Raw genomic sequence first — 15,873 nt, forward strand, 5'->3', positions numbered from 1 at the left:
CCACAACGCGACCGCGTCGCCAGGTCGGTGCAGCATCCCGGGGCCGCACCGGCCGGCGCGTGCTCGGGGTCGCGTGAGCATCAGCCCACTGTCTGGCGCAGGGCCTTCCGGTAGGCCAGCGGGCTCATCCCGAACCACCGCCGGCTCGCGCGGCTGAAGGTGCTCTGCTCGAGGTAGCCCAGCTCAGTGGCGAGGTGGCGCAACGACATGTCGGTGTCGCGCAGGTAGTTCTCCGCCGTGCGCCGGCGCACGTCCTGCACCAGCTCGACGAAGGTGACGCCCTCGTCCTCGAGCCGCCGCTGCAGGGTGCGCGGGTGCAGGCCGAGCCCGTCGGCGACGACCGCGAGCTCCACGGTGCCGCCCGGCAGCAGCCGGCGGATGAGGTCGTTGACCATCGGCACGGTGCTCTGCGTCGTGCTGGTCACCGACTGGAGGTAGGCCACCATCGCGTCGTGCGTCTCGGCGTCGCTGGAGAGCGGTCGGTCCAGGTCGGAGGCGGCGAAGACGAAGCCGGTCACGGGCTGCCCGAAGGTGCACGGCGACTCGTAGTGGCGCTCGTAGTCCTCGACCGTCCCGAGCGGCCGGTGCGCCAGCTCGGTGGCGAGCGGGTGCCAGCCGGGCGCGACCAGCAGCCGGACCACCCGCAGCGCCAGGCCGAGGCCGACCTCCGCGGCCTGGGAGTACGGCGGGCCGGGCAGCGTCCGCTGCAGGAAGAAGCGGACCCGGCCGTCCCCGGCGGGCTCGAGCCGCGGGACCGCGCCGGGGGTGTAGGCCCGCAGGTAGCGCTGGAAGGTGCGGATCGCCGCGCCCACCGTGGGTGCGGTCCGGGCCGCGGCGCCGACCGACCCGAGCACCTCGATGTCCTGACGCGTCGCGAGCCGCCGGCCGAAGCCGATCGTCCCGGTCGCGTCGGCGGCCGCCTCGACGACCTGGAGCATGGCGACGAAGCTGATGAAGCTCCCGAAGTCGCCGACGGACTCCCGCGCGATCCCCGCCCGCTCGAGGAGCAGTGCGCTGTCCCCGCCCAGCTCGTCGACGAGGTCGACGAACCCGGTGAGCGACGTTCCTCGGATGAGGATCATGGAGAGACCCTGCGTCCCGATCGCCGACCTCGCAACCGGAACGCCGAGATTGCTAGAGCGACGCCTCGAACTCCGCCGCCTGGCGGTCGACGGCGGTCCAGTCCACCTCGCCCGCGGGCGCCAGCCGGCCCGGGTCGGTGGAGACGAGGTTGCGGTCGGCGTACGCCCGGACGTAGACGCGGCGGCCGACCGGGTCCGGGCCGCCGAGGACCGCGAAGACCTCCTCGTCGTCCTCGGGGGCGGTGGCCATGAAGCGCGCACCGCTCTCCTCCAGGCGACCGACCACGATGCCCGGGCCGTGGCCGTCGCGGCCGAAGCGGACGGTGTAGGTCTCGACCGTCGCCCAGCCCTCGGGGTGCGGGTCGAGCGTCGGGGCCGGCCAGGCGTCGATCTCGGCCTGCACCTCGGAGCTGGCGTCGGCGCGCCAGGCGGCCGGGCGGGCGGAGTAGAGGCCGACGGAGTACTTCGAGAGCATCCCGCCGTTGGCGCCGACCAGCGCGACGGCGTCGGGCTCGGCCCGGCAGCGCTCGACGGCCTCGGCGATGGCGTGCATCGAGTAGTTGTTGCCGGCGCCGCCGAAGAAGGGGAGGCCGCCGGTGAGGGTGAACCCGCGCGGGTCGTCGGCGTCGAGGCCGAGCCCGTCGAGGACGCTCGACACCGCGACCGGGAAGCAGGAGTAGAGGTCGAGGAGATCGACGTCGTCGAGCCCGAGGCCCGCGACCTCGAGGGCGTGCCGGACCGCCAGTACGGCGGCGGGGTACGCCGAGAGGTCCTGCCGGTCGAAGAAGTCGCGGCTGCGCAGGTCGGCGTGGCCGTGCAGGAAGACCCAGCGGTCCTCGGGGATCCCGAGCCGGCGTGCGGCGGCGACCGAGGTGAGCAGGACGGCCGCGCCCTGGTTGACCTGGTCGCGCGCGACCAGGAAGCGCGGGTAGGGGTCGACGATCGGGCGGTTGCGCTCGGTCGGGGTGGCCAGCTCGCGCGCGGTGCGCACCTCCGGCGCTGCGGACCACGGGTTGGCCGCGGCCACCTCGGTGAAGGGCGCGAAGAGCGCGCCCATGCCCGCGGCGTACTCCTCGCGCGAGAGGCCGAGGCGCGCACGGCGGGCGTTCTCGAAGAGGGCGTACTGCACCGGCGCGTCGAGCAACCCGTGGATCACCGTCTGCCAGAAGACCAGGCCGCGCAGCCCGATGCCGCGGTCCTCCAGCTGGCCGCCGACGGTCTCGGAGAAGTCCGGCGGGTCGTCGGACCCGGCGAGGTGCCGCGCGGTCGAGATCGCCTCGGCGCCCGTCACGAGGACGACCTCGCGCTCGCCGGCCGCGATCGCCCCGGCCAGCTCGGTGACCAACGCCTGCGGCGCCTGCCCGCCGACCACCTCGAGGATCGCGTGGGCCGGGTCGGCGCCGACCCGCCGGGCGACGGCGCGGGGGAAGTTGTCGGCGCGGCCGAGCGGCGCCTCGGCGATCGGGGTCGAGGTCTCGAACTGGCGGACGCCGGCCACGGTGTCGATCGCCGCGGCGAGGGCGGCCGGGTCGGCACCGGTGTCGGCGAGCGCCGTCGCCGCCGCTCGCCCGGCCAGGTCCGCGGCGGAGAAGCCGGCGTAGCCCGGGTCGTCGATCCGCTCGGCGTACTGGCCGACGCCGACCAGCACGGGGGTGGCGGGGTCGAGGTCGTCGTACCGGTCCGGGGAGCGCATGCCGCGACGGTACGCGTCCGCAAATAGTCGGAGAACGCTGCCCGAATGATGGCGCCGCGCCGGGTTCCGTACGGCGATCCGCGGCTAGCGTCCCAGCGTGGACAGACGCGTGCTCGCCACCGGGTCGGTCGCGGCCGTGGCCGCGCTCGTGTGCGGGCTGGTCGCCTGGCGCTGGGCGCGCTTCATCGACCTGCAGGTCTACCGGATGGGCGCCGAGGCGGTCCTCCACGGCCGGGTCTACGACGTGCACCTCGACATCTCCGACCTGCCCTTCACCTACCCGCCGTTCGCGGCGCTGCTGATGCTGCCGCTCACCGTGCCGCCGTTCCCGCTCGCGGTCGCGCTGACGACGTTCGCGAGCGTGGTCGCGCTCGCGGCCGTGGTCGCGCTGGTGCTGCGGTGCTGCCCGCCGGCGCCGTGGTGGGCGCTCCCGGCTGTCGTCGCCGGCGCCGTGCTCAGCGAGCCGGTCTGGGCGACCCTGTCCTTCGGCCAGGTCAACCTGCTGCTCATGGCGGCGGTGACCTACGACGTCCTCCGCGACGACCGTCGTACGTCGGGGTGGCTGGTCGGTCTGGCGGCCGGGGTGAAGCTCACGCCCCTGGTCCTCGTGGCCTTCCTGGTGCTGACCGGTCGGCGACGGGCGGCCGGCACCGCCCTGGCGACCTTCGCCGCCACGGTCGCCGCCGCGGGCCTCGCCGCCCCGCAGCAGTCCTGGAGCTACTGGACGTCGGTGCTGTGGGAGCCGAGCCGGATCGGCGGGGTCGCCTTCGCCGGCAACCAGTCGGTCAACGGGATGCTGTCGCGCGTCGTCGGCCACGAGGCCGGGACCGCCCTGTGGTTCGCGGTGGCCTCGGCCGTCGCCGGCCTCACGCTGCTCGTGGCGGCCGCCGCCTGGCGCTCGCCGCTCCCGACCGCACGGCCGCTGGGCCTGTGCCTGGCGGCCTTCGCGATGCTCTACGCCTCCCCGATCTCGTGGGACCACCACTGGGTGTGGGCGGTGCCGACAGCGGCGGCACTGTGGTGCACGCCGTGGCGCTGGGCGCGCGGCTTCACGATCGCCTGGGTGCTGCTCTTCCTGTCCCGGGCGATCTGGTGGGCGCCGTTCCGCGACGACCGGGAGTACGACTGGGGCATGGTCGAGCACGTCCCCGGCGACTCCTACGTGTGGGTCTCGCTGGTGCTCGTCGCGCTGGTGGCGTGGTCGCTGCGCTCAGATCTTCGTCGGGATGTGCATGACGGTCCCGCCGTCCATGGTGAACTCCGAGCCGGTGGTGAAGGTCGCCTCGTCGCTGGCCAGGAAGACCACGAAGGTGGCGACCTCCTCGACCCGGCCGGGCCGGCCGAGCGGGATCGGGATGAGGTCCTCGGGCATCTGGTCCGTGGCCGGCGTGGAGATGCGACCCGGGTGGAGTGAGTTGACCCGGATGCCGTGCGGCGCGAGCTCCATCGCGGCCGACTTGGTGAGCCCGCGCAGGCCCCACTTGGAGGCGACGTACCCGTGCGCCCAGGGGGTGCCGCGCAGGCCCTCGATGGATGAGGTGTTGATGATCGAGCCGCCGCCGGCGGCGATCATCGCGTCGGCCGCGGCCTTCATGCCGAGGAAGGCGCCGGTGAGGTTGACGTCGAGCATCTGCTGCCAGTGCTCGCGTCGGTAGCGCTGGAGCTGGCCGCCGTTGAAGATGCCGGCGTTGTTGAAGAGCACGTCGAGCTTCCCGTACGTCGAGGTGGCCAGCTCGACCGCGGCCGCCCAGTCCTCCTCGGACGTGACGTCGAGGTGGACGTAGGTCGCGCTGCTCTGCCCGAACTCCTGGCGCAGCTCCTCGGCGAGCGCCTGACCCTCCTCGTCGAGCAGGTCACCGATGACGACCTGCGCGCCCTCGGCCACGAGCATCCGCGCGGAGGCACCGCCGATGTTGCGCGCTCCGCCACTGATCAGGGCGACCTTGCCCTCCACACGACCCATGGCCGCAGGCTAGCATCGCGCTAGAACAGGTTCTAGAAATGAGATCCAGATGACCATCCGCGTCGCCCAGGTCGCCACCGGCAACGCCGGCCGGCTGACCCTCCGCCAGCTCATCACCGACGACCGCTTCGAGCTCGTGGCGGTGAGCACCACGAACGCCGACAAGGTCGGCGCGGACGCGGGCGAGCTCGCCGGCCTCGACGTGCGCACCGGCGTCGTGGCCGTGGGCAGCACGGACGAGCTGATCGAGGCGCGACCCGAGGTCGTCGTCTACTGCGCGATGGGCGACACCCGGCCGGTCGAGGCGACCCAGGACGTCCGCCGGCTCCTGGCGGCCGGCATCGACGTCGTCGGGTCGGCGCCCGGGACGCTGCAGTTCCCGACGGGCACGCTGCCGGAGAAGGTGATCGAGAAGGTCGAGGAGGCCGCGCGGGCCGGCGGCTCCACCGTCTACATCACCGGCGTCGACCCCGGCTTCGCCAGCGACCTCGTGCCCCTCGCCCTGGCCAGCACCTGCCAGCGCGTCGAGCAGATCCGCTGCTACGAGCTGGCGGACTACGCGACGTACGACGGCGCCGAGGTGATGTTCGACCTCATGGGCTTCGGCAAGCCGGTCGACGAGACGCCGATGCTCTTCCTGCCCGGCGTGCTCGGCTTCGCCTGGGGGACGGCGATCCGGATGATGGCCGCCGGGCTCGGCATCGAGGTCGACGAGATCGTGGAGTTCTGGGAGGCCGAACCGGCGCCCGAGTCCTACGACATCGCCGCCGGCCGGATCGAGCAGGGCACCATCGCCGCCCTGCACTTCTCGATCACCGGCATGGTCGCCGGCCACCCGGCGATCGTCGTCGAGCACGTCACCCGCACCCGCGACGACCTGCGCCCCGACTGGGCGCGCCCGACCTCCGGCGGCGGTGCCTATCGCGTCGAGATCACCGGCGAGCCGTCGTACGTCGTCGACATCGTGCCGAGCAGCGAGCACGGCGACCACAACCACGCCGCGATCGTCGCGGCCTGCGGTCGGATCGTGAACGCCATCCCCGACGTCCACGCAGCCGCTCCCGGCATCGTCACCACCCTCGACCTCCCGCTGCCGACGGGTCGGGGGACCTACGCCGCGCCCACCCGCTGAGGCACCCGGAGCGGCAGGACCACGTCGAAGGTGCTCCCTCGCCCGACCTCGCTGGCCAGGGAGATCGAACCGCCCATGAGGTCGATCAGCTCCTTGCAGATGGCCAGGCCGAGCCCGCTGCCCTCGTAGCGACGCGTCGCCGACCCGTCGACCTGGGTGAAGGAGGAGAACACCGACACCTGGTCGGACTCGCGGATCCCGATGCCGGTGTCCGTCACCGTGATCCGCACGCACCGGTCGTCGTCCGCCGGTCGCGCCTCGACGGACACCCGGCCCTCGTGGGTGAACTTCACGGCGTTGTCGACGAGGTTGCCGATCACCTGCGCGACGCGCACCGGGTCGCCGGTCACGCTCCGCGGCAGGTCGGGGTGGATCTCGCGGCTGAGCTCGACGGACCTGGCCTGGGCGTCGGCGAGGCGGCCGGCGACGATGTCGTCGAGCACCTCGGCGAGGTCGAAGTCCACGGACTGCAGGGTGACCTGACCGGCCTCGACGCGGGAGAAGTCGAGGAGGCTCTCGAGGAGCGTCATCAGGCGCTGGCCGGCGCGCTGCATCCGGGCGAGGAGGCGCAGCTGGGGCTCGGTCATCGGGGTGTCCTCGAGCAGCTCGCTCGCGGCGAGCACGGTGGTGAGCGGGGTGCGCAGCTCGTGGCTCATGTTGGCGAGGAACATCGACTTGGCCTCGGAGGCCGCCAGCGCGTGGTCGCGCGCCAGCGCGAGCTCGCGCCGCGACCGGTCCTCGGAGATCAGCAGGCGTCCGGTGCGGACGAAGGCGAGCACGATCAGCAGGATCGTGCCGACGAAGAGCTGGAGCGGCTGGTCGGGTTGGTCCCGCAGGTCGGCGGACAGCTCGAGTGCCGGCGGGACCAGGAGCGGGCACACCGCGACCACCAGCTGGGAGATCCATCGGGCGCTGGTCGGTCGGTCGGCCTCGTCGATCCGGTGGCCGCCGCGCCATGCGGCCGTGGCGATGAGCGCCGGCGCGACCATCCAGGCGACGTCGAGCACCATCGAGGCGTCGTGGTCGTCGACGACCAGGTAGCCGACGTCCGCGCCGAGCCAGAGGACCACGCCGACGGCGAGCCACGGGTCGATCGCGGCGCGGGCACGAGGGCTCAGCAGGACCCGCACGACCAGGGCGAAGAGGAACGCGTCGAGCACCGGGTAGGTCGCCCAGGTCACCCGGTCCAGCGCCGAGGCCGTGGAGTCGGCGACGATGTCCGCGATCGAGATCCGCCAGAAGACCAGCAGGCTGACGACCGCGATGGTGAGCGCGTCGACGACGAAGTCCAGGTCGACCCCACCCGCCGGCCGGCTGCGCGCCAGGACGATCCACAGCGCCGACCCCAGGAAGGCGTAGCTGAGCAGCCAGGCGGGATCGGCGACGGAGAGGTCGGTGTTGCCGCCCGCCCGGTCGACGACGGTCCACAGCACGTCACCCAGCGCGCTCAGCGAGAGGCCGATGGCGATCAGGCGCGGGACGAGGCGGCCCTCCCGTGGCCCGCGCTCGGCGCCGATCCACGCACCGATCGCGGCGGCGATCAGCGGACCGAGGTAGCACAGGTCCGCGACCGCAGCGCTCGACGTGGTGACGTAGACGGCGGCGGCAACCCCCAGGGTCACCGCCACCAGGGTGCGCAGGGTCGCCGACCTCGGGGCCACGGTCGCACCGTACGCCCGCGAGAGCCCGCGTGTGGCGAGGTTGCGTTTGTCGTCGGCCGCGTCGGGGCACTGAGCGGACGGGCGCCGTACGAACGGCGCACGAACAGGGAGGACCTTGTCATGCTGTGGACGATCCTGATCATCCTCGCGATCATCGCGCTCGTGCTCTTCATCCTCGGCCGGGTGCGTGGGGGCCGCGGCGTCTGAGCCGTTCGTCCTCACGAGACCGCCCGGACCTCGACAGCGGCGGCGTCCTCCACGGGCAGCACGACCGTGAAGACGCTGCCGCGTCCGGGCTGGCTGCTGACGTCGATGCGGCCGCCGTGCGCCTCGACGATCGTGCGGCTGATCGACAACCCGAGCCCGACGCCCTGGACCGCGCGGTGCGAGGCCTCCTCGGTCCGGAAGAAGTTGCGGAAGAGCTCGACCAGCTCGTCGGGGCGGATCCCGATCCCGCTGTCCGCGACCCGGATCTCGACCCGGTCGCTCAGCGCGTGTCCCTCCACCCGCACCCAGCCGTCGGGCTGGGTGTACTTCACGGCGTTCGACACCAGGTTGTCGAGCACCTGGGCCATCCGCACCGGGTCCACGGTCATGGGCAGGCTGGTGGGCAGGTCCGCGGAGAGCTGGACGCCCGCGGCGTCGGCCGCCGGCATCGCCGACTCGGCGGCCTCCCGGGCCAGCATGGCCAGGTCGGCCGGGACCGGACGGATCCGCAGCTCGCCGGCGGCGACCTGGGCGGCCTGGAGCAGGTCCTCGACCAGCGTCTTGAGCCGCGCCGTGTTGCGGGCGATCACCTCCACCTGGCGACGCATCGGCTCGGGCACGTCGTCCTGCTCGGCGAGCATCGTCACGTAGCCGTAGATCGAGGTCAGCGGCGTGCGGAGCTCGTGCGAGACCAGCGCGATGAAGTCGTCCTTGACGGTCAGGGCGCGCATCAGGTCGGTGACGTCCTTGTAGGCCAGCACCGCCCCGGTCCGCTCACCCGTGCCGTCGACGACCTGACGGGCCGAGACCGACAGCGCCCGTCGCGTGCGCGGGTCGGCCCCGACCCAGATCCGGAAGTCGTCGAACTCGGCGCCTCCAGCGGCCGCGGTGCTGGGCAGCGCGAGCATCGGCAACGGCGTACGTGCGTCCTGGTCGTAGACGTGCTCGGGCAGGCCGCGGCCCCGGCCTGAGGGGTACTTGGCGGCGTCGATCGACTCCTGGCGCCGGTTGCGCAGCCGGACCCCGCCGTCCTCGTCCAGCAGCACCAGGCCGACGTCGACGGCCTCGACGATGGCGTCGGTGTCGCGCCGCTGGTCGGCGAGGGCCTGGAGCGCGCGCTGCGCCTCCGCGCGCTGCTGCTCGGCCTCCTCCTGTGCGCGGCGCGCGGTGTCGAGGCCGACGGCGATGGCCACGACGGCCATCATCGCGACGAAGGGCAGCGAGGCGAGCTGGACCGCGGTCTGGTCGGTGTTGCCGTGGACGAGGGTGCCCGGCAGCGTGACGAGCACGGTCGTCGACAGGCCGGCCCGCCAGACCGCCCTCCAGCGCAGCTGGCGCCCGAGCCACATGGCGGGCAGCACCACCAGGGGGAGCGTCCCGACGTCGAGGTCGAGCGCGGAGATCCCGATCAGGGCGAGGTCGACGTTGGCGAGCACCCGGATCATGACGCCGACGTCGCGGACCCGCGGCGTGACGACCAGGACCGCGGCGAGGCTGAGGATCGAGAGCCGGAGCGACCAGAGGGCGGCGCTGTGTCCGCCGATGCTCATCGGGTGCTCGCCGACGAGGGCGAGGTGCAGGAGCAGGACGAAGCCGAGCTGGACGGCCCGGGGATCGGGCTCGCCACCCAACCAGAAGAGACGCTGCGCCAGCGTCGCGATCCTCGGTGTCATGGCACCGTCTCCTTCCGGGCGCCCCTGTCATCCGCCCTCCAGACCTCCTATCGGCAGGCGGAGCCGATGCGAGATGAGTTTCCGGACAGAGAGCGACATCGGTCCCGGTCCGGAGCGGACCGCTCGGGCTGGATACCGTGGCGCGGTGGCCAACCGCCTGACGGACGCGACCTCGCCGTACCTCCTCCAGCACGCCGGCAACCCCGTCGACTGGTGGGAGTGGGAGCCGGCCGCGTTCGCGGAGGCGCGGCGCCGGAACGTGCCGGTGCTGCTCTCGGTCGGGTACGCCGCCTGCCACTGGTGCCACGTGATGGCGCACGAGTCCTTCGAGGACGAGGACACCGCGGCGTACCTCAACGAGCACTTCGTCAGCATCAAGGTCGACCGCGAGGAGCGACCCGATGTCGACGCCGTCTACATGCAGGCCACCACGTCGATGACGGGCAGCGGCGGCTGGCCGATGACCTGCGTGCTCGACCACGACGGCAACCCCTGGTTCGCGGGCACCTACTTCCCCGACCAGCCGCGCCACGGGCAGCCGTCCTTCCGGCAGGTCCTGGAGGCGCTCAGCGACGCGTGGCGCAACCGCGGTGACGAGGTCGCGCGGGTCGCGGAGACGCTGCGCGAGCACCTCGCCGCCGGCGGTGCGGTCCCGGCCGGCGACGGGCAGGACTGGTCGGACCTGCTGGAGCAGTCGGTGGTGACGCTGGCGCGTGAGTTCGACCAGCGCTCCGCCGGCTTCGGCGGGGCGCCGAAGTTCCCGCCGTCGATGGTGCTCGAGTACCTCCTCCGCGTCGCCGGCGACGGCGACGGCGAGACGGTCACCGAGGCCTGGCGGATGGCCGACGCGACGCTCGAGGCGATGGCGCGCGGCGGCATCCACGACCAGCTCGGCGGTGGCTTCGCGCGCTACAGCGTCGACCGCGACTGGGTGGTGCCCCACTTCGAGAAGATGCTCTACGACAACGCGCTGCTGCTGCGGGTGTACGCCGAGTGGGGGACGCCCCTGGGGGACCGGGTGGCCCGTGGTGTCGCCGACTTCCTGGTCCGCGAGCTGCGCACCGCCGAGGGCGGCTTCGCCTCCGCGCTCGACGCCGACAGCGAGGGCGTCGAGGGCAAGTTCTACGCCTGGACGCCGGCCGAGCTGGTCGACGTCCTCGGGCCCGACGACGGTGCCTGGGCGGCGCAGGTCTTCGAGGTGACCGAGTCCGGGACGTTCGAGCACGGCGCCTCGACGCTGCAGCTGCTCCGCGACCCCGAGGGTCCGGGTGCCGACCGGCTCGTCGACGTACGCCGTCGGCTGCTGGCCGCGCGCGAGGAGCGGGTGCGCCCGGCCCGCGACGACAAGGTGGTCGCGGCCTGGAACGGCCTGGCGATCAGCGGGCTCTGCACCGCCGGGTACGTCGAGGAGGCGCGGGCGGCGGGCGACCTGCTGTGGCGGGTGCACGTGGTCGACGGGCGGCTGCGGCGGGTGTCGCGCGACGGCGTCGTCGGCACCCCGGCCGGCGTCCTGGAGGACCACGGGTGCGTGGCGGCCGGCTTCCTCGACCTGCTCCAGGTGACCGGCGACCCGGTGTGGCTCGAGCGGGCCGGGCTGCTGCTCGACGTCGCGCTCGACCGCTTCGCCGCGGACGACGGCGGCTTCCACGACACCGCCGACGACGCCGAGGCCCTGGTCGCGCGCCCGCGCGACCCCTCCGACAACGCCTCCCCGTCGGGCCTGTCCTCGCTCGTCCACGCCCTCTCGACGTACGCCGCGATCACCGGGTCGGGCCGTCACCGCGACGCCGCCGAGGCGGCGCTGGCGACGGTGGCCGTGCTCGCCGAGAGGGCGCCGCGCTTCGCGGGCTGGTCGCTGGCCGCCGCGGTCGCGATGTCCGGAGGCCCGCTGGAGGTGGCGGTCGTCGGCGCACCCGGGCCCCAGCGCGACGCCCTGGAGCGTCGGGCGCGTCGGCACCCGGGCGCGGTCGTCGTGGTCGGCGACGGACCGACCGACGCGATCCCGCTGCTGGCGGGACGTGGACCGGTCCACGGGCGACCCGCGGCGTACGTGTGCCACAACTTCGTCTGCGAACGACCCGTCACCGAGGTCGCCGACCTCGAGGTCGCACTGGCGCGTTAGGCGACCTGCTCGGCGTCGAGGTGGCACAGCAGGTTGGCGGAGAACCGGTCGCCCATCTGGTCGACCACCGAGCCCATCGCCTTGCGCACGGCGCCGCCCGACGCGCGCGGCAACGGGAGGTCGAGGGTGATCCGCAGGGACGTCTCGAGGCGGGTGCCCTGCTCGGCCTCGTCGAGGGAGTACCAGCCCTCGACACCGGCCCGCTCGGCGACGCCGTCCGGCGGGTCGTGGCGGAACTCGATGCGACTCGGCTCGTCGTAGGTCATCCGCTCGGTGAACTCCGGCGCCAGCCCGACGCCGAGGACCTTGAGCCCGCTGAGCTCCCAGCGCCAGTGGCCGCCGTCCTCGGTGATCCGCTTGGCGAAGGGCGTCATCCGCGCCACCAGCCCGGGATCGGTGAGCACGGCCCAGATCCGGTCGCGGGGCGCGGTGATGACGGCGACGGCGTGCGTCTCGGCGGAGAACTGGCCCATGACCGCACGGTGACCGCTGGCCGCGCGGCTGAAACCCGGCTCACCCGGCGGCGCGCACCAGCTCGTCGCCGAGCCCGGACCGCAGGTAGAGCACCGAGCGCCCGTGCCGGGCCGAGCTGAGCAGTCCGGCGTCGCGCATCGCCCGGAGGTGCTGGTTGACCGCGCTGGTCGTGACGCCCAGCCGCACCGCGAGCTCGGTCGACGACGCGGGGGAGTCGAGCAGCCCGAGCAGGCGGGCGCGGACCTCGCCGACCAGTCCCGCCAGGGCCCGCGGCGCCGCGGGACGGTCGCTCTCCCAGAGGGTGCCGGCGCCGCGCGCGCCGTACAGGATCAACGGCGGCTCGTCGGCGGAGATCGGGGCGGTCGCGTTGCGGGTGAAGAGCGAGGGCGCAAGGGTGAGCCCGGCGCCGGCAGTGGTGCGACGGAAGCCGACCTTCGAGGTCATCTCGACCCGGACGACCGGGTCCGGGTCGTCGACCAGCCGGATCCGCGGCGAGAGGTCGAGGAACATCGCGGCCAGGCCCTCGCGCGCGATGGTGCGCCCGCGGAAGACGATGTCGGCCTCGAGGACCGTGCGCATCCGCGGCCACCACGGCTCGAAGCAGGCGGTCCAGTACGCCGCGAGCGCGCGGGTGATCCGGCGGAGCACGTGGTCGCGTCGGCCCCGGAGCACCGCGGGTCGGGTGGCCGGATCGGGATGCACCTCGGCGATGTCGTCGCGGACGACGTCCAGGGGCGTCTCGGCGAGCGCGGCGAGCTCGTCGTCGAAGCGGGTGAGGGGCGACCACGGCCGCGGGGTCAGGAAGTCGGGCGTCCAGAGCTGCTCGTTGGTGAGGGCCAGCAGCATCTCGCCGTCGAGCGCCGCGCGGGCGGCCGCGGTGCGGTGCAGCCAGGGCAGCTGGAGCGGGTAGCGACCCGGCTCGCGCCAGGTGCGCAGCGACAGCGCGAGCTCGTTCATCGGGGACAGTGCGAAGCGGACCTCGCCGAGGTCGGCACCGGCCAGCTCGTACTCGATCAGCCCGACCATGAAGCATCACGCTACATCGTTGGTGGCGGCCCCGAACGCCGTGGGAGAACTCTCTCGTGGTCCTCCCCGCCGAACCCGTGCATCGCTCGCTGACGCTGACGACCGCCTCCGCGTCGCTCGCGACGGGGCTCTTCTACAGCGTCAGCGCGCTCTACTTCACCCGGGTCATCGGACTCGCGCCGACCACCGTCGGCCTCGGCCTCACGGTCGCCGGGGCGGTGGGCGTGCTGGCCTCGTTCCTGGGCGGGTACGCCGCCGACCGGGTCGGCGCGGACCGGCTGCAGCTCGGGGCCAACGCGGTCCAGGGACTGGCGATGCTCGCCTACGTCTTCGCCGGGTCGACCCTCGCCTTCGTCCTGGTCGCCGCCGTGGCGGTCGGCAGCCGGAGCCTCCAGGGCTCGGCCAAGGCCGCGCTCCAGGCGCGCTGGTTCACGGGTGCCGACCGCGTCGAGGTGCGGGCCCGGCTGCGGGTGGTCACGAACGTCTTCATCGGCCTCGGCACGGTGCTCGCCGCGCTCGCGCTGCTGGTCGACACCGCGGCGGCGTACCGCACCACGATGGTCGTCGTCGCGGCGCTCCTCGTCGCCTCGACGGTCCCCCTGCTCGGGCTCCGGCGCGTCCTCGGCTTCGGGTCGGTGATGGACGTCCACCTCGACCCGGGGCGGGTGCGCGGCCGCTCGCCGTTGCGCGACCGCACGTACGTCGCCACCGTCGTGCTGACGTCGGTGATCGCCATGCAGTTCAGCATGACCAGCGTCGGCGTACCGCTGTGGATCGTGACGCGCACCGAGGCGCCCACCGTGGTGATCTCGGTGCTGCTCGTGCTCAACACGGTGATCGTCGCGCTCTTCCAGGTGCGCGCCGCGCGGGGCACCCACGAGGTGGCGGTCGCCGGTCGGACGGTCCGGCGCGGCAGCCTGCTGCTCGCCGCGGCCTGTCTGCTCTACGGCGCCGCCGGCAGCGTCGGTGCGGTCGCCGCGGTGGCGCTGCTCGTGGTCGCCGAGCTGTTCGGCACGTGGGCGGAGATCTGGTGCGAGGCCGGCGGCTGGGGGCTGGCCTTCGAGCTGGCCGACCCCGCGAGCGCCGGTGCCTACCAGGGCCTCACGCAGACCGGCTACGCCCTCGCCGCCATGGTCGCCCCGGCGCTGGTGACGGCGACCGCAACAGGGAGAGGGGAGGTCTCCCTGACGGCCTGACGTCGTTGTCAGGCGATCGTGAACCGGCTCACCTGGACCCGGAGGTCGCCCGACATGCGGGCCAGCTCCTCGATCGCGGAGAGCGTCTGGTTGACGGCCTGGGTCGTCGAGTCCGCCGCCGTCGCCACCGAGGTGATGTTGGTGGCGATCTCGCCCGAGCCGGTCGAGGCGTCGGCGACGTTGCGCGACATCTCGTTGGTGGTCGCGGTCTGCTCCTCCACGGCCGAGGCGATGGTCAGCTGGTAGTCGTTGATCGACCCGATGATGGCCGCGACCTCACCGATCGCGGCGACCGCGCCGGTGGTGTCGTTCTGGATCGCCTCGACGCGGCGGGCGATGTCCTCGGTGGCGCGGGCGGTCTCCTGGGCGAGCTCCTTGACCTCGTTGGCGACGACGGCGAAGCCCTTGCCGGCCTCGCCGGCCCGGGCGGCCTCGATGGTCGCGTTGAGCGCGAGGAGGTTGGTCTGCTCGGCGATGGAGGTGATCGTCTTGACGACCGCGCCGATCTCCTCCGAGGAGGTGCCGAGCTTGCCGACGGTCTCGTTGGTCTTCTCCACCATGGAGACGGCCTCGGAGGCGACGCGGGCGGCGTCGTTGGCGGACTGGGCGATCTCGCGGATCGAGGCGCTCATCTCCTCCGAGCCGGCCGCGACCGTCTGCACGTTGCGGGAGACCTCGTCGGCCGCACCGGAGACGACACCGGCCTGGACCGAGGTCTCCTCGGCACCGGCGGCGATCTGGTGCGAGGACGCCGAGAGCTCCTCCGAGGCGGCCGCGACGGCGTCCGCCGATCCGGCGACCGTGCGCACGATCGCGCTCACGGACTCGATGCTCTCGTTGAAGGCCGTCTCGAGGTCACCGACGCAGCCGGTGCTCTCCTCGGGGAGCCGGTGCGTCAGGTCGCCGCGGGCGAAGCGCTGCAGGGCGTCGATGGCCGCTCGCAGCGGCACGACCAGGCTGCGGCTGATCAGCCAGGCGGCGGCAGAGGCGACGAGCAGGCCGAGGAGCGCGAAGAGCAGGATCTTGACCTTGAGGCTCTGAACCGTCGACAGGAGCGCGTCGGACGCGGACACCGAGTCCTTGCCGATGCTGTCGACGGCGTCGCCGAGCACGACGTCCATCTTGTCGTTGGCCTTCTGGATGTCCTCGGCCTTCGCGCGCTGGCCGTCCTGGTCGGTCGCGGCCGCGTCCACGAACTGCTTGATCGACGAGGTGTAGTCGGCGAAGGCCGCCTCGATGTCGTCGATCCGCGCCTCGTCGTCGGGGTCGAGGTCGAGCTTGCGGAGGCCCGCGATCATGTCGGCGACCTGGCCCGTGTCGTCGTCGACGTCGGCCTGGGCCGACGACACGTCGGCGAAGGTCACGCCCTTGAAGGCGTCGACCTTGAGCTCGCTCGAGCGTCCGTCGAGCGACTGCAGGAGCGCGCGTGCATCGGCGTGCGCGCGGGCGCGCTCGGCGTCGTGCTCGACGCTTCCGGCGGCGACCCAGGCGACCGCGGTCACCAGGAGCGTCGACGACAGTGCGATGGCGGTGATGCCGGCGATCCTGCGGCCGACGGTCCAGCGGAAGTTCTTCATGAGACTCGTCCTCTCGGTAGCCACACACCCCACTGCGCGCGGCTCCATGTCACGGGAGCCGATCGGT

11 protein-coding genes and 1 pseudogene are annotated in these 15,873 nt (G+C 73.2%); 4 read left to right on the forward strand and 8 right to left on the reverse strand.

What is annotated here, in order from left to right; genetic code table 11:
* Positions 1-80: 80 nt before the first annotated feature.
* Entirely contained in the window at positions 81-1,082 is a 1,002-nt protein-coding gene (locus K8U61_RS16770) for an AraC family transcriptional regulator (protein ID WP_224124190.1), read from the reverse strand.
* A 52-nt stretch (positions 1,083-1,134) separates the two neighbouring features.
* Positions 1,135-2,775 carry an acetyl-CoA acetyltransferase gene (locus tag K8U61_RS16775; protein ID WP_224124191.1) on the reverse strand — a complete coding sequence of 547 codons (1,641 nt, stop codon included), beginning with the start codon at positions 2,773-2,775 and terminating at the stop codon, positions 1,135-1,137.
* A gap of 205 nt (positions 2,776-2,980) precedes the next feature.
* Here K8U61_RS16775 and K8U61_RS16780 point away from each other — a divergent pair.
* A pseudogene (locus tag K8U61_RS16780) lies at positions 2,981-3,730 on the forward strand (glycosyltransferase 87 family protein); the annotation flags it as partial.
* A 255-nt stretch (positions 3,731-3,985) separates the two neighbouring features.
* Here the strand turns inward: K8U61_RS16780 and K8U61_RS16785 are convergent.
* Entirely contained in the window at positions 3,986-4,738 is a 753-nt protein-coding gene (locus K8U61_RS16785) for an SDR family oxidoreductase (RefSeq protein WP_224124192.1), read from the reverse strand.
* A gap of 49 nt (positions 4,739-4,787) precedes the next feature.
* Between K8U61_RS16785 and K8U61_RS16790 the strand changes: the two genes are divergently transcribed.
* Entirely contained in the window at positions 4,788-5,870 is a 1,083-nt protein-coding gene (locus tag K8U61_RS16790; RefSeq protein WP_224124193.1) for an NAD(P)H-dependent amine dehydrogenase family protein, read from the forward strand.
* Here K8U61_RS16790 and K8U61_RS25535 read toward each other — a convergent pair.
* Positions 5,849-7,531: a sensor histidine kinase gene (locus K8U61_RS25535; protein ID WP_224124194.1), complete on the reverse strand. Its 1,683-nt coding sequence runs from the start codon at positions 7,529-7,531 to the stop codon at positions 5,849-5,851. The genes K8U61_RS16790 and K8U61_RS25535 overlap by 22 nt on opposite strands.
* Before the next feature lie 218 nt (positions 7,532-7,749).
* Complete coding sequence (locus K8U61_RS16800; RefSeq protein ID WP_224124195.1) at positions 7,750-9,411, reverse strand: sensor histidine kinase; 1,662 nt, start codon at positions 9,409-9,411, stop codon at positions 7,750-7,752.
* 145 nt (positions 9,412-9,556) lie between these two features.
* Here K8U61_RS16800 and K8U61_RS16805 point away from each other — a divergent pair, with 145 nt between their 5' ends.
* Positions 9,557-11,533 (forward strand): thioredoxin domain-containing protein, encoded by a 1,977-nt coding sequence (locus K8U61_RS16805; RefSeq protein WP_224124196.1) that lies wholly within the window; start codon positions 9,557-9,559, stop codon positions 11,531-11,533.
* Here the strand turns inward: K8U61_RS16805 and K8U61_RS16810 are convergent.
* Positions 11,530-12,006 (reverse strand): SRPBCC family protein, encoded by a 477-nt coding sequence (locus tag K8U61_RS16810; RefSeq protein WP_224124197.1) that lies wholly within the window; start codon positions 12,004-12,006, stop codon positions 11,530-11,532. The genes K8U61_RS16805 and K8U61_RS16810 overlap by 4 nt on opposite strands.
* 40 nt (positions 12,007-12,046) lie before the next feature.
* Positions 12,047-13,033 carry an ArsR/SmtB family transcription factor gene (locus K8U61_RS16815; protein ID WP_224124198.1) on the reverse strand — a complete coding sequence of 329 codons (987 nt, stop codon included), beginning with the start codon at positions 13,031-13,033 and terminating at the stop codon, positions 12,047-12,049.
* Positions 13,034-13,089: 56 nt separating this feature from the next.
* Between K8U61_RS16815 and K8U61_RS16820 the strand changes: the two genes are divergently transcribed.
* On the forward strand, positions 13,090-14,229 hold the full coding sequence (locus K8U61_RS16820) for an MFS transporter (RefSeq protein ID WP_224124199.1): 1,140 nt from the start codon (positions 13,090-13,092) through the stop codon (positions 14,227-14,229).
* Positions 14,230-14,237: 8 nt separating this feature from the next.
* Here K8U61_RS16820 and K8U61_RS16825 read toward each other — a convergent pair whose 3' ends face one another.
* Positions 14,238-15,806, reverse strand: coding sequence for a methyl-accepting chemotaxis protein (locus K8U61_RS16825; RefSeq protein ID WP_224124200.1), 1,569 nt, complete (start codon positions 15,804-15,806; stop codon positions 14,238-14,240).
* Between the last annotated feature and the right edge of the window lie 67 nt (positions 15,807-15,873).

It is taken from the genome of Nocardioides mangrovi (assembly GCF_020073815.1).
GTDB classification, from domain to species: Bacteria; Actinomycetota; Actinomycetes; order Propionibacteriales; family Nocardioidaceae; genus Nocardioides; species Nocardioides mangrovi.

Bases quoted from the DNA above. Each gene is read 5' to 3' on its own strand.
- K8U61_RS16770 (WP_224124190.1), bottom strand. From the start codon at position 1,082: ATGATCCTCATCCGAGGAACGTCGCTCACCGGGTTCGTCGACCTCGTC.
- K8U61_RS16775 (WP_224124191.1), bottom strand. From the start codon at position 2,775: ATGCGCTCCCCGGACCGGTACGACGACCTCGACCCCGCCACCCCCGTG.
- K8U61_RS16785 (WP_224124192.1), bottom strand. From the start codon at position 4,738: ATGGGTCGTGTGGAGGGCAAGGTCGCCCTGATCAGTGGCGGAGCGCGC.
- K8U61_RS16790 (WP_224124193.1), top strand. From the start codon at position 4,788: ATGACCATCCGCGTCGCCCAGGTCGCCACCGGCAACGCCGGCCGGCTG.
- K8U61_RS16800 (WP_224124195.1), bottom strand. From the start codon at position 9,411: ATGACACCGAGGATCGCGACGCTGGCGCAGCGTCTCTTCTGGTTGGGT.
- K8U61_RS16810 (WP_224124197.1), bottom strand. From the start codon at position 12,006: ATGGGCCAGTTCTCCGCCGAGACGCACGCCGTCGCCGTCATCACCGCG.
- K8U61_RS16815 (WP_224124198.1), bottom strand. From the start codon at position 13,033: ATGGTCGGGCTGATCGAGTACGAGCTGGCCGGTGCCGACCTCGGCGAG.
- K8U61_RS16825 (WP_224124200.1), bottom strand. From the start codon at position 15,806: ATGAAGAACTTCCGCTGGACCGTCGGCCGCAGGATCGCCGGCATCACC.